This is a genomic window from Massilia oculi (genome assembly GCF_017582745.1).
Classification (GTDB): Bacteria; Pseudomonadota; Gammaproteobacteria; order Burkholderiales; family Burkholderiaceae_D; genus Telluria; species Telluria oculi_A.
This window is the reverse complement of sequence record NZ_JAFVIM010000028.1, coordinates 1-13,279: the sequence shown is the minus strand read 5'-3', so window position 1 is coordinate 13,279 and position 13,279 is coordinate 1. Positions and strand designations below refer to the sequence as shown.

Annotated in this window: 8 protein-coding genes and 5 tRNA genes; 5 read left to right on the top strand and 8 right to left on the bottom strand. The window is 66.1% G+C overall.

Translation table 11 applies throughout. From position 1 onward, the window contains the following. Positions 1-88: 88 nt before the first annotated feature. The gene (locus tag J3U95_RS24145) at positions 89-934 is read right to left on the bottom strand and encodes a response regulator (protein ID WP_208281184.1); all 846 of its coding nucleotides are present in this window, start codon (positions 932-934) and stop codon (positions 89-91) included. A 398-nt stretch (positions 935-1,332) separates the two neighbouring features. Between J3U95_RS24145 and J3U95_RS24140 the strand changes: the two genes are divergently transcribed. From J3U95_RS24140 to J3U95_RS24130, 3 genes are read left to right on the top strand one after another with little or no spacing between them, the layout of a single operon-like run. Beyond that, entirely contained in the window at positions 1,333-3,285 is a 1,953-nt protein-coding gene (locus J3U95_RS24140; RefSeq protein WP_208281183.1) for a TOL_0244 family TonB-dependent receptor, read from the top strand. Positions 3,286-3,301: 16 nt separating this feature from the next. Continuing rightward, positions 3,302-3,889 carry a TOL_0243 family YfiR-like periplasmic protein gene (locus J3U95_RS24135; RefSeq protein ID WP_208281182.1) on the top strand — a complete coding sequence of 196 codons (588 nt, stop codon included), beginning with the start codon at positions 3,302-3,304 and terminating at the stop codon, positions 3,887-3,889. Continuing rightward, positions 3,889-5,781, top strand: coding sequence for a sensor histidine kinase, YfiR-like protein-associated (locus tag J3U95_RS24130; protein WP_208281181.1), 1,893 nt, complete (start codon positions 3,889-3,891; stop codon positions 5,779-5,781). Before J3U95_RS24135 ends, J3U95_RS24130 begins: the two co-directional genes overlap by 1 nt. Positions 5,782-5,859: 78 nt before the next feature. Here J3U95_RS24130 and J3U95_RS24125 read toward each other — a convergent pair whose 3' ends face one another. From J3U95_RS24125 to J3U95_RS24115, 3 genes are all read right to left on the bottom strand, one after another. After that, entirely contained in the window at positions 5,860-6,408 is a 549-nt protein-coding gene (locus J3U95_RS24125; RefSeq protein WP_208281180.1) for an FxDxF family PEP-CTERM protein, read from the bottom strand. 408 nt (positions 6,409-6,816) lie between these two features. Continuing rightward, positions 6,817-6,893: transfer RNA gene (locus tag J3U95_RS24120), tRNA-Arg, on the bottom strand. Between the two features lie 161 nt (positions 6,894-7,054). After that, positions 7,055-7,131: transfer RNA gene (locus J3U95_RS24115), tRNA-Arg, on the bottom strand. 234 nt (positions 7,132-7,365) lie between these two features. Between J3U95_RS24115 and J3U95_RS24110 the strand changes: the two genes are divergently transcribed. Next, a complete protein-coding gene (locus tag J3U95_RS24110) occupies positions 7,366-7,752 on the top strand; it encodes a hypothetical protein (RefSeq protein WP_208281179.1) in 387 nt (128 codons plus the stop codon). A gap of 53 nt (positions 7,753-7,805) precedes the next feature. Here the strand turns inward: J3U95_RS24110 and J3U95_RS24105 are convergent. From J3U95_RS24105 to J3U95_RS24090, 4 genes are all read right to left on the bottom strand, one after another. Next, positions 7,806-7,882: transfer RNA gene (locus J3U95_RS24105), tRNA-Arg, on the bottom strand. 44 nt (positions 7,883-7,926) lie between these two features. Then, complete coding sequence (locus J3U95_RS24100; RefSeq protein ID WP_208281178.1) at positions 7,927-8,535, bottom strand: NUDIX hydrolase; 609 nt, start codon at positions 8,533-8,535, stop codon at positions 7,927-7,929. Positions 8,536-8,665: 130 nt separating this feature from the next. After that, positions 8,666-8,742 (bottom strand) — tRNA-Arg (locus J3U95_RS24095). 146 nt (positions 8,743-8,888) lie between these two features. Further along, positions 8,889-8,965: transfer RNA gene (locus J3U95_RS24090), tRNA-Arg, on the bottom strand. 109 nt (positions 8,966-9,074) lie between these two features. Between J3U95_RS24090 and J3U95_RS24085 the strand changes: the two genes are divergently transcribed. Then, positions 9,075-12,953 (top strand): two-component regulator propeller domain-containing protein, encoded by a 3,879-nt coding sequence (locus tag J3U95_RS24085; protein ID WP_208281177.1) that lies wholly within the window; start codon positions 9,075-9,077, stop codon positions 12,951-12,953. The last annotated feature ends 326 nt before the right edge of the window (positions 12,954-13,279 follow it).

The window sequence follows — 13,279 nt, the reverse complement described above, 5'->3', positions numbered from 1 at the left end:
CCAGACAAGCCGGTCTGACACACACGCTTGATGCGCGGCTGGCGCCGGTCTGCGTTTCAAACGCTTCAGGCATTTCCTGCAGGTTCGTTCAGCCGGACTTGCCCGGCCGGCGCGCGACCTTGGACAGGGCGTCCTGCAGCTGGTCGATCTCGTAAGGCTTCTGCAGCGACTGATAGGGGAAGGACAGGTGGCGCAGCAGGGTGTCGCCGTAGCCGGAAGCGAAGATCACGCGCAGCGACGGATCGTCCGCGATGGCGCGGGTGGCCAGGTCGACGCCCGACATGCCCGGCAGGCTGACGTCCGAGAACAGCACGTCGTAGCGCTGGCGCGCGAGCAGGGCCAGGGCATCGTCGGGATGGGCCACGCCGTCGGCCTCGTGGCCGAATGCCTTGAGCATCTCGCACACCAGGTACTGGGAGTCGACGTTGTCCTCGACCACCAGGATGCGCATCGCGCCGCCGCCGGCTTCTTCTTCCTGCGCCGCGGCCGGCGCTGCGGTGGCCGGGGCCAGCGCCACCTGCACGCCGCGCACCGCGCCGGTCTCGTCGCGCAGCGGGGTCAGGCGCAGGTCGAAGCGCGACTCCTGGCTGCCGTCGAGACGGCGGAAGGTGAGGGGGGCGTCCTGCACCACGCCGGCTTCGCCGCGCCACGCGGCCTCCAGCATCTTGCCGGCCGCCGCCAGCGGGGGCGGCAATACCGGCGGCACCGAACCGCCAGGCACACGGCCATAGCCGGGACCGGCCAGCAGCGCGTATGCCTCGTTGAACACCGTGATCGTCCCGGTGCCCCAGACCAGCAGGGTAGGAAGCGAAGAATTGAGCAGCAGGTCGCTGCTCAGCCGCAGTGGCAAGGGCCAGTTGGCGGCGTCGCCCAGCGCGGTCGCCGACCAGTCGTAGGATGCGGTGCTCCGGGCGGAGGTGTCGAGGTCGGGCATGGGCAAGCTTGTTGTAAAAACGAAAATATGGCGGGCATCCTACACCAAAAGGCCGCGGCCTGCTTTGACAAGCGTGCGCAGCCGCACGAATCGAATTTTGTAACTAACCAACGCGTGAGCAGTTCGTTGTCTTGATGAGGCCGCTGTTGCGGCCAGTCGCTGCCAGTAGGAGAGGGCGGAGCAAAAAAAAAGCCCGCATCGTGAGAGGCGGGCTGAATCTATTTCCTGAGAGGAGAATAGAGGAGACAGGTGAATGATGCTGCATTGCGTCAAATCAGTCCAATTTATATTTCCAATACCAGTCATAGCCTTAATAAATATCCCACTGGGATTGTCAAGTGCGCACTGTAGCGTGTGCGCACTTGGTGCGTGCGAGAAAATGTTCTAGGATGGCAACTATGTCATCTTCTTCGTTGCTCGCTCGCGCCGGTGTCGCGCTGTTGTCCTGCGCCTGTGCGGTGCAGGCGCACGCGCGGCCGCCCGACCCGCCGGCGGAACCGGCCATACCGCTCGCCGACTATTCCCTTGAACAGCTCTCCGACATCGTGGTGACCTCGGTCTCGCGCCAGTACGAAGCTCTGGCGCGCGCGCCGGCCTCGGTCTACGTGATCCAGGGCGCCGAGATCGTCCGTTCCGGCGCCACCACCTTGCCCGAGGCGCTGCGCCTGGCGCCGAACCTGCAGGTGGCGCGCATCGGCGCCGGCTCGTATGCGGTCAGCGCGCGCGGCTTCCTCTCGCCGCTGGCCAACAAGCTGCTGGTGATGGTCGATGGCCGCAGCGTGTATTCGCCGCTGTTTTCCGGCGTGTTCTGGGAAATGCAGGACGTGGCGCTCGAAGACGTGGAGCGCATCGAAGTGATCAGCGGCCCTGGCGGCACGGCCTGGGGCACGAATGCCGTCAACGGCGTCATCAACGTCATCACCCGCAGTGCCGCCCAGACCCATGGCGGCCTGGCGAGCGCGCATGCCGGCGCCGGCGAAAAGGGGGCGAGCGTGCGCTATGGCGGGCAGCTCGAGGGCGGGCCTCACTGGCGCGCCTATGCGTGGGGCATGGACGTCGACGGGTTCGCGCTCGATGGGGACGGACCGGATGCGGGCGGCATGCGGCGCCAGCAGGCGGGTTTCCGCCTCGACTGGGAGGCCGACGCCCTTGATGCCACCTTCAGCGGCGACGTTCACGATGGTCGCCTGCGCGCCAGCGGCGACCAGCCGCGCATCGAGACTTCCGGCGCCAACCTGCTGGGACGGGTCGAGCATCGGCTGGACGGAAACGGGAGCGTGCGCCTGCAGGCCTGGCTCGACCATTCGCGGCGCGACCAGCAGGGCGTCGGCGCCCAGCGCCTGGACGCGTTCGACGTCGAGGCCCAGCACCTGCTGCGCCTGGATGGCCACAACCTGGCCTGGGGCGGCGGCTATCGCTACAGCCGCGACCGGATCGACAACGGCCCCTTGCTGCGCTTCACGCCGGCGCGCCGCAGCCTGCGCTGGTCGCACCTGTTCGTGCAAGATGAAGTCAAGCTGGCCCGGGACGTGCGCGCGAGCGCCGGCGTGCGCATCGAACACAATGTGTATACCGGCAGCGAGGTGCTGCCCAGCCTGCGCCTGGCCTGGGACGTCGATGCGCGCTCGATGCTGTGGGCGGCGCTGTCGCGCACGGTGCGCGCGCCGTCGCGCATCGACCGCGATTTCTACGTCATCGACCCGCGCGATCCTGACGCCTATCTGGTCGGGGGCGGCGCGGACGTGGTGGCGGAGACGGCGCGCGTGGCCGAGCTGGGCTACCGTGCCCAGCCCCTGCCTTCGCTGTCGTGGTCGGCCACCGCCTTCTATACCGATTTCGAACGTCTGCGCACGCTGGAACGCGCGCCGGCGGGAGGCAACCCACCGGCAGCCTCGCCGGTCGCCTATGTCCTGCAAAGCCTGGGCAAGGGCGCGCTGCGCGGCGTCGAGCTGTGGGCCAGTTGGCAGGCCGCGCGCGGCTGGCGCCTGCATGCGGGCGCGGTGTTGCAGGACGTGGACGTCGGGCGCGAGCCGACCAGCCGCGACACCACCGGCCTGAGTTTTCTTGCTGGCAACGACCCGCGCCTGACCTGGACCGTGCGCAGCGCGCACGACCTGGGCGCGCGCCTGCGGGCCGATCTGGCGCTCCGTTACGTCGACGGTATGCCACAGGCGGCCCTGCCAAGCTATCATGAGCTCGACGCGCGGTTGGCGTGGCAGGTCCGCCCCGATCTCGAGATCGCCCTCGTCGGGCGTAACCTGCTGCATCGACGCCACGCCGAATTCGGCGCGGCCGGCAGCCGCCAGCTGATCGAGCGATCGGTGTTCGCCAGCGCGGCGCTGCGTTTTTGACTGGCCAATGGATTCCATGACAATCACTCAACCTGAACGCCCGCAGCGCCGCCTGGCTTGCCGGGCCCTGGCGCTGCCCCTGCTGCTGGCCGGCGTCGGCGCGCCCCTGCTGCCGGTGGCCGCCCAGGCCGCGGCGCCGGCGCTCGAGCGGCGCGTGAAGGCGGCTTTCCTGTATAAATTCCTCGGTTACGCCGATTTTCCGCCGCAGGCCTTCGCCGATGCCACCACGCCCTTCACCCTGGGCGTGTTCGGCGCCGACGACATGGCGGCCGAACTGACGCGGATCGCCACCGGGCGCATGGTGGCGGGGCGCACGATCGTCGTGCGCGCGCTGCGCGAGCAGGACCTGGCCCAGCCGGTGCACCTGCTGTTCGTGGCCGGCCAGGACGAGGCGCGCACGGCGCGCCTGCTGCGCGCCTCGCCGGCCTGGCTCACCGTGACCGAATGCGAAGGCTGCCTGCAGCACGGCAGCGTGATCAATTTTACGATCGTCGATGAGCGCGTCCGTTTCGACGTCTCGCTCGATGCGGCGGAAAAGAAGAATGTGAAGCTCAGTTCGCGCCTGCTGACGGTCGCGAACCGCGTGCAGAAAGGAGCCTCTTGATGCCGATGCACGATACCGGTTCCGTTCGGAGCAAACTGATCCTGATGGCGGTGGCGACCACCGTCGTGGCCCTGCTCACCGCGGGCGTGGCGATGCTGCTGCTCGACCTGCGCACCTTCCAGCGCTACTGGATCGACGACCTCACCACCCAGGCCGACATCGTTGCCAGCGTGACCGCACCCGCGGTCTCGTTCAACGATACTGCCGACGTCACCCAGAGCCTGACCTTGCTGCGCGTGCGTCCGCAGATCGTGGCGGCCGCGGTCTACACCGCCAACGGCACTCGCTTCGCCACCTATGTGCGGCCCGACGTGCGCGCCCAGTTGCCCGAGCGCCCGGAGCCGGCCGGCTACCGCATCGAACGCGGCGAAGTCGTGCTGTACCGCGACATCGTCGAGAACGGCGAACGCATCGGCACCGTCTATCTGCGCTCGCGCTACGGCGTGCTGGACCGGGCCCTGAGCTATGGCGCCATCCTGGGCGGCGTGTTGCTGGGCGCCCTGGTGATCGCAGCCCTGGTGGCGTCGCGCCTGCAAGCCTCGATCACGCGTCCGCTGGAGGCGGTGACCATTGTGGCGCGCCAGGTGATGCTGCGCCGCGATTTTTCACTCCGCGTGCCGGGCAAGGAAAAGGGCGAGATCGGCGTGCTGGTCGAAGCCTTCAACGACATGCTGGCCGAGATCGGCCGCCGCTCGGACGCGCTGCAAGCCGCCAACCGCACGCTCGAACACGAGATGGAAGTGCGCCAGCGCGCCGAAGGCGCCCTGATCGTGGCCGACCGCCGCAAGGACGAATTCCTGGCCACCCTGGCGCACGAGCTGCGCAACCCGCTGGCGCCGATCCGCACCGGCCTGGACATCCTGCGCATCCGCAGCGGCGACGCCCAGGCCACGCAGCGCGCCACCGACATCATGGAACGCCAGCTGCGCCAGATGGTGCGCCTGGTGGACGACCTGCTGGACGTCTCGCGCATCAATACCGGCAAGTTCACCATCAAGATGGGGCGCGTCGAACTCAAGGCCGTCGTCAACGACGCGCTGGAAGTGGTGCGTTCGTACATCGAGCTGCATGGGCACGAGCTGGTGCTGGAGCTGCCGGACCGTCCGGTGTTCCTGCATGGCGACGCCACGCGCCTGGCCCAGATTCTCTCGAACCTGCTGAACAACGCCGCCAAGTACACCAACCGCGGCGGCAAGGTGATGCTCAGGGGCGCGGTGGAGGACAAGACCCTGGTGCTCGAAGTGGCCGACACCGGCATTGGTCTGGCGCCGGACATGCTCGATTCGGTATTCGAGATGTTCGTGCAGGTCGACTCGACCCTGGAGCGCAGCAATGCCGGCCTGGGCGTGGGCCTGTCGCTGGCGCGCAAGCTGGTCGAGCTGCACGGTGGCACCATCACCGCCCACAGCGAAGGCCTGGGCCTGGGCAGCCGCTTCCTGGTGCGCCTGCCGATCGTGGTCGAGCCCGAGCCGCCGACCAAGCCGACTCCGGCCGCCTTCATCAGCACCGAGAGCTATCGCATCCTGCTGGCCGACGACAACGTCGACTTCGTCAACAGCATCGGCGCCTTGCTCACCGCGATGGGTCACAGCGTGGTGATCACCCACAACGGTCCGGACGCGCTGGCCGCGGCGGCGCGCTTCTGCCCCGACTACGCCTTCCTCGACATCGGCCTGCCGCATATGTCGGGCTACGACCTGGCGCGCGGCATCCGCAAGCTGCCGACCGGCGCCCTGACGGTGCTGATCGCGGTGACCGGCTGGGGCCAGGAAAAAGACCGCCAGCTGGCCTTCGAGGCTGGCTTCGACCACCACATGGTCAAGCCGGTGCGCTTCGAGCAGATCGAGGAAATCCTGGGCACGCGCAGCGTCGTCAAGAAGCTGCGGACATAAGCAGGGCAGTGCACATAAAAAACGGAAGCGCTGAACGCGCTTCCGTTTTTTTTTACGTGGGGCAGGCTGGCGGAGGCGTCAGTCCTGCTTCGCGCGGCGGCGGTGGGCCAGGAAACCCAGTACGCCCAGACCGCCCAGCATCATCCCGTAGGTGCCCGGCTCGGGCACCGGCGCCAGCGCCACCGCGCCGCCAAAGCTGGCGCCCTCGGCCGACAGCAGTTCGCCGCTCACCTGCAGGTAATAGTCGCCGACACCCAGGTTGTCGCTGGCGAGGGTCCACAGGTCAGTGGCTCCGGCTTGCACTTCCTCGCCCGCGGTGATGAGTACGTCATCGGCGCCGTACAGGGCCAGGCCGGTGATATCCAGGCCGACGTCGCCGCTGCGGCTGCTCGACGCGACCACGGCGTCCAGGTTGTGGCCGATCGTGCTCGCGATCGTGAAGGTGAACTGGTCGGCGAAGGTGTTGCCCTGGTTATCGGCGGGGAAGGAGTCGCCGAAATAGGCGGTGAGATCGACCAGGTCCAGGGCTTGTGGCGAGTCACCGATGACGTCCTGGGCCATCACGGCGGAAGAACCGAACGACGACGCGCCAGCCAGCACCATTGCAGCAATGAGAGATCGTTTCATGTCTTTCCTCGCTAAGAATCAGCCGCGACCTGCAGCCTTGGTTGAGAGACCGGAACTTCATGCTAACAAAAGAGTAAATAAATGCATCCCCGGCGATAGTGTGCTTATGGAACAAGAAATTTGTTCTCATGGCTAACTATTTGCTGGCGCGATAGCTATCGGATGCGCCTTCATAGGAGAGCGCCTCTATCCTGCGTTGTAGAGCAGAAAATGCGACCCGTTTGCTCGACATGTGTAAGTGAAGTCCTACGAAAACTATTGATGCTCTCCGGCGCAGAGGCCGTTGACAGGGTGTGCGCGCGGTTGAACAGCGCGAAAGGGATGAGCGCCAATAGCTCTGGCGCATTGCGGTGAGCGGAAAAGAAAAATGGCTCAGAATTTCTTCTGAGCCATTCTCTTTGAAACAGTTGGTGCGGCTGGCAGGAATCGAACCCACGACCCCTTGGTTCGTAGCCAAGTACTCTATCCAGCTGAGCTACAGCCGCCCGAGGCACGCATTATAGCAGCATGTGGCGAGTTGGCAAAGTCACCCGATGGCAGGCGGCAAACAGGCTACGTGACGCGCTGATTAGGCGAATGACGAATCTCGTGGCCGGAAAAGAAAAATGGCTCAGAATTTCTTCTGAGCCATTCTCTTTGAAACAGTTGGTGCGGCTGGCAGGAATCGAACCCACGACCCCTTGGTTCGTAGCCAAGTACTCTATCCAGCTGAGCTACAGCCGCCCGAGGCACGCATTATAGCGGCATGTGGCGAGTTGGCAAAGTGCCTGGCAGGCGATCTTGCTTGCTCGGCAGTCCTGTCCGCCCTACACTGGACTTTTTGGCGCTCGTGGTAGCACGCCGGGTCTACACCTCGAGCTACGACATTCGCAGGAACTTCAGATGGATATCGTCTTCATAAAAGGCGCCGGAAAGTTCGACCAGATGTAGACCATTCGTCCCGGGCATGCGCCCGAGGTGATCGATTGTCCGAAGCAGGGCATCATTCCACGCGATATGGCGCATTACGCCGTCGAGCACACGCTCGATGTGCGCGGCTTCCTCACGCGGGTGAGGGAAGGCGAGGTCGCCGATTTCCAGATGCAGGGCGAGCCATTAAGCGATGCGGTCGAGCGGCTCGTCGAAGTCGTCCAGGGCGACGGGTGGTCCGGTGGCCAGTCGCCCGCGGCGGATCTGATCGATATGTATCGCGTCACCTGCGATGCGAGGTCGTGCCCCATGCTGGAGATCGATGAGGCAGACATCGCCGCGGTGCGCACCGCGATCGCCGAACTGAGCGCAAGATGGGAGGCGCTGCCGGTCGGCGGCCGTCTCGAGCTCGGCTTCTCGCATGAGTCCGGATAGCCGAAAAGAAAAATGGCTCAGAATTTCTTCTGAGCCATTCTCTTTGAAACAGTTGGTGCGGCTGGCAGGAATCGAACCCACGACCCCTTGGTTCGTAGCCAAGTACTCTATCCAGCTGAGCTACAGCCGCCCGAGGCACGCATTATAGCGATGCTTGTTCTTCTTGGCAAATGGTTATCGAGAAAATTTGTTCGCAAGTGACTGCCTCAGTGCGTCGATGACCGTCCGGTCGTTAGGATTGCACAACACCACCGGCAAATCCGTCTTCGGGATCAGGTGCACGGCCTGGCTTTCCCATCCCATCAACGCCGGATTGCCGCCGATCCGGCGCGCCAGGTAGTAGCGGGTATAGGTCAGCGTACGCGCGCTGTCGACCAGGTGGGCGAGGATCTCGACCCGCAGGCCGGACTCCTCGAACGCTTCGCGGATCGCCGTGGCTTGCAGGCTGACCCCGGGATCGACCCGGCCCTTGGGGAAGGTCGCGTCATACCCGCCAAAACGGTTAGATGGCGACACTGCCCACACGCGGCCATCGTCTTCCACGATCACGACACCGGCGGCTGGGGATCTCGATGGCGGCAGGTCGAAGGCCGGTTCGGCGATATCGGCCTGGCCGGCGACCTCGCTCCATGCGGCATTGGTGGCGGGCGCGTCGATCCACGGCGCGAACGGCACGCCGTTCAGCATCGGGGGCAGGGCGCTGAGCGGGATGACGGTTGCGACCCGTGTCGGATCGCGCCAGGTGTCGGCCGCAGTGGGCAGCGACGGCCGTGCAATCAGCACGGGCTTGCCGTGTTCGTCTGGCTGGGGATGATGGACGGCGGCGTCGGTCATGGGAGGGATGGCGGAAGCAAAAGTGCAGGCCGAAAGCAATAAGGGCACTTCTTGCGAAGTGCCCTTATCTGAAGAAGGTTGGTGCGGCTGGCAGGAATCGAACCCACGACCCCTTGGTTCGTAGCCAAGTACTCTATCCAGCTGAGCTACAGCCGCCCAATGCAGGCATTATAGCGGGAGGCGGGCGTCTTGGCAAAGGTTCATTGCCGAAGAGCGTAACGGCCTGGAAAAGCCATCCCCGATAAATCCCCAGCGGATAAAGGAAAAGGGCCAGATCTTGCGATCTGGCCCTTCGTATTTTCTGGTGCGGCTGGCAGGAATCGAACCCACGACCCCTTGGTTCGTAGCCAAGTACTCTATCCAGCTGAGCTACAGCCGCCCGAGGCACGCATTATAGCAGCGGGCTGTCGGTTCTGGAAGACTCAAAATATTTCACCTAAGCAAACTCCTCTGGTAGATTTGATGGCAGCTTAATTAATTGGATCGTCATGCCGGGTTTCGCCACTGTCCGCGCCACGTCGCGTCGCTGCCTGTTCCTGTTGTTGCTGGGCGTCTTGAGCGTGCTTGCCGCGAGCCTGTCGAAGGACGCGGGCGCCGCCCAGCGCAGCCTGCGCTTCGAACGGTTGTCGGTCGACGACGGCCTGTCCCAGCATTCGGTGATCAATATTTTGCAGGACCGTCAGGGCTTCATCTGGTTCGGCACCCAGGCCGGGCTGCACCGCTTCGACGGCTATCGGATGACCGTGTACCGCAACGACACCAACGATCCGGGCAGCATCCCCGACAACTACGTGTCCGCCTCCTACGAGGATCCCCAGGGCCATCTGTGGTTCGGCACCAAGGGCGGGCTCGCGCGCCACGACCCGGCCACCGGCCGCTTCCAGCGCCATACACTGACCGATGAAGGGCGCAGCGTGCTGCGTTCGGTGGTGGCCATCGTGCCGGGAGCGGATGGCGCGCTGTGGCTGGCGACCACCGACGGCGTGGTGCGCTTCGATCCGGCCACCGGCCGGCACCGGAGCTATGTGCACGACCCCGAGGATCGCGCCAGCCTGCGCGACGATCGCGTCAATGCGCTCGCCTTCGACAATGCGGGCGCGCTGTGGGTGGGCACGGCGGCCGGCCTGGACCGGATGGAGCCGGGCGGCGGCCGATTTACGCACTTCGCGCTCGCGCCGCCGGCCGACGCCAGCCGCAATACCGTGCTCGCGCTGTCGATGGGGCCGCGCGACACGCTGTGGGTCGGCACCGCGTCCGGGCTCGAAGCCTGGCGCCTGGACGAAGGAGAGCCGCGGCGCCGACGCATGGGCGCGGCCGAGGGCCTGGGCGACGTGCACATCAGGACCCTGTACCATGACAGCGGGGCCCAGCTGTGGGTCGGCACCGAGACCGACGGCCTCAAATGGCTCGACCCCTCCAGCGGCCGCTTCATCAGCTACCGCAACGCGGCCCAGGACCCGCACAGCCTGTCCGACAACCAGGTGCCGGCGGTGCTGGTCGACCGCACCGGCACGCTGTGGGTCGGCACTTATTTCGGCGGCATCAACCGCACCGACCTGGCCAGCGGCGGCTTCGCGCGCTACGGCGACACCGAGGGCATCGGCCGCGCGCGGGTGCGCGCCATCGCCGGCGACGGCGCCGGCCGCCTGTGGGTCGGCACCGTCAGCGATGGCCTGATGCTGCTCGACCCCGTCACCCGCCAGGCCAGCCGGGTGCGAGGCGCGCTGCTGGGCGACAGGGTGACCGCGCTCGCCAGCGCCCGCGGCAGGCTGTGGGTCGGCACCCCGACCGGCCTGCTGTGGCGCACGCCGGATGGGCGCATGGGCCGGGTGGCGCTGGGGCCCGGACCGAACGCCAGCCATGTGCAGGCGATCCGCGCCGGCCGCGACGGCACTTTGTGGGTGACGACGCGCGACGGCCTGTCGGCGCTGGCGCCGGGGGCCGAGACCACGCGCAGCTGGCGCAACGATCCGCTCGACCCCACCAGCCTGGGCGACAACTATGGCCGTGCGCTGCTGGAAGACCGCCACGGCATCCTGTGGATCGGCACCGAATCGGGTCTGGAGCGGTTCGATCGGGCCACCGACACCTTCACCCGCTTTCGCAGCGACCCGGCCGATCCGGGCACCTTGCGCCACAGCCGGGTCAACTACCTGCACGAGTCGCGCTCGGGCGAGCTGTGGGTCGGCACCGCCGGCGGACTGCACCGCATGATGCGCGACGGCGAGCGCACCTGGTTCCGCTTCTATCCTTTCGATAATGCCCGGGAGGGGACATCGGTCGGCGCCATCCTCGAGGACGACGACGGCACCCTGTGGGTCAGCACCACGGCCGGGATCACGCGGGTCGATCCGGTGGGCGGCCAGACCAAGAGCTACACGGCCAAGGACGGCCTGATCGACGGTTCCTATTTCGTCGGCTCCGCCTGGCGCGGCGTCAACGGCCAGCTGCATTTCGGCGGCATCAACGGCATGACCTCGTTCCAGCCCGCCGAAGTGCGCGACAACCCGTTCCCGCCGGCGGTCGCGATCACCGACCTGCTGGTATTGAACAAGAGCCGGTCCATCCCCGACCTGCCCACGCGGCGCGAGATCACGCTGTCGCACCGCGACACGGTGTTCACGGTCGAATTCGCGGCGCTGCACTACGCCGACCCGGACGGCAACCGCTATGCCTACCGGCTCGAAGGTTTCGACCAGGGCTGGGTCGACACCAACGCCAGCCGACGCTTCGCGACCTATACCAACCTCGATCCGGGGCGCTACGTGTTCCGGGTCCGGGCCAGCAACAAGGACGGCCTGTGGAGCCAGGACGCCGCCACGCTGGCGATCACGATCACGCCGCCGTACTGGAAGACCTGGTGGTTCCGCACGCTGGTGGCAGCCGTGGCGCTGGCGTTTTCCTACCTGGCCTACCGGCTGCGGGTGCACGCGCTGGTGGAGCAGAAAGGGCTGCTGGCGCGCGAGGTCCATGCCCGCACCGCCGAACTGCTGCTGCAGAAGGAAGCGGCCGAACGCGACAAGCGCGAGGTCGAGCGCCAGAAGGAATCGGTCGAGCGCGCGCACCGCAATATCGCGCTGCTGTCCGACATGGGCCGGGTGCTGACCGCGAATCTGGACAACGAGGCCATCATGAGCACGCTCTACCAGCACGTGGTGGCGCTGATGGACGCGCCGGTGTTCGCGGTCGCGCTGTGGCGCCCCGAGCGCGAGACGCTCGAGCTGCCGTATGCGATGGTGGTCGGCCGGCGCATGGCGCCGCGCGAGCTGCGCTTCGATCCGGCGCGCCACCTGCTGTCGTGCTGCGTGGCCGAGGGCCGCGAGTACCTGCTGGTCGACGTGCAGGCCGAGCTGCCTACTTGCCTGGCGCAGGCGGGCGACCCGCTGGACGCGGTGGCGGTGTCGGAGTCCGCCGTCCAGGCGCCGCGCTCACTGCTGTGCGTGCCGGTGACGGTGGGCGAGCGGGTGCTGGGCGCGGTGACGGTCCAGAGCCGCCAGCCCGGCGCCTACGGCCAGGTCCATCTCGACATGCTCGGCACCCTGGCCGCCTACGTCGGCGTGGCGATGGACAATGCCGAAGCCTATCACCGCCTCAAGGAAACCCAGGCCCAGCTGGCGGCGCAAGAGAAACTGGCCTCGCTCGGTTCGCTGGTGGCGGGCGTGGCGCACGAGCTCAATACCCCGATCGGCAACAGCCTGCTGATGGCCAGCACGCTGCAGGAGCGCACCAATGCGGTGGCGGCGCGCTTTACGCAGGCCACGTTGAAGCGCTCCGACCTGGAGGACTACATGGCGGCGTCGAGAGAGGCGTCGGAGCTGATCGTCCGCAGCCTGCACAATGCGGCCGAACTGGTGAGCAGCTTCCGCCAGGTGTCGGTCGACCAGGCCAGCGCCCAGCGCCGCCGCTTCGACCTGGCCCAGGCCTGCCACGAAATCGTGGCGACCTTGATGAACACGGTGCGCCTGGCCGAACACCGCCTGCTGCTCGACGTGCCGGCCGGGATCGTGATGGATGGATTCCCCGGCCCGCTGGGCCAAGTCCTGATCAACTTCGTCAACAACGCCATGCTGCACGCTTTCGAGGGGCCGGGCGGCACCATGACGATCGGCGCCGCACTGCACGACGGACGGGTGACCATCACCTTCCGCGACGATGGCCGTGGCATCGAGGCGGCCCATCTCGGCCGCATCTTCGATCCCTTCTTCACCACCCGCATGGGGCAGGGCGGCACCGGGCTGGGCCTGAACATCGTCTACAACATCGTCACCAGCCTGCTGGGCGGGACGATTCGGGTCGAAAGCACGCCCGGCGCCGGGACGCTGTTCGTGCTCGACTTGCCGCTGCGGGCGCCGGATGCGCCTGCGTAGGGAAAAAGAAAGCCTAATTACGCTTGATAATTTTCCGAGTACAGTATCTGAGTACACTGAGCCGCGCCGCCCGTCAGCTAGCGGCCAGAAGCGGTTTTACATCGAACTCTTCTCCATCGGGCATTCAATGTCATTCGTCAAAATCTACGATGTGGTCAAAGTTAAAAGATTAAATAGACCCGTTGATTTTCAGTCAGATGGAGCGGTAATCCCCCCATTTTTAGAGCACGCTAAAAGTAGAGGTTAAGCGGCGAGCGCCAATTTCTGTTTTGGCGTAATACCGCCGAGCGCCATGTTAGGCCGGTCGTGATTGTAGGTCCACAACC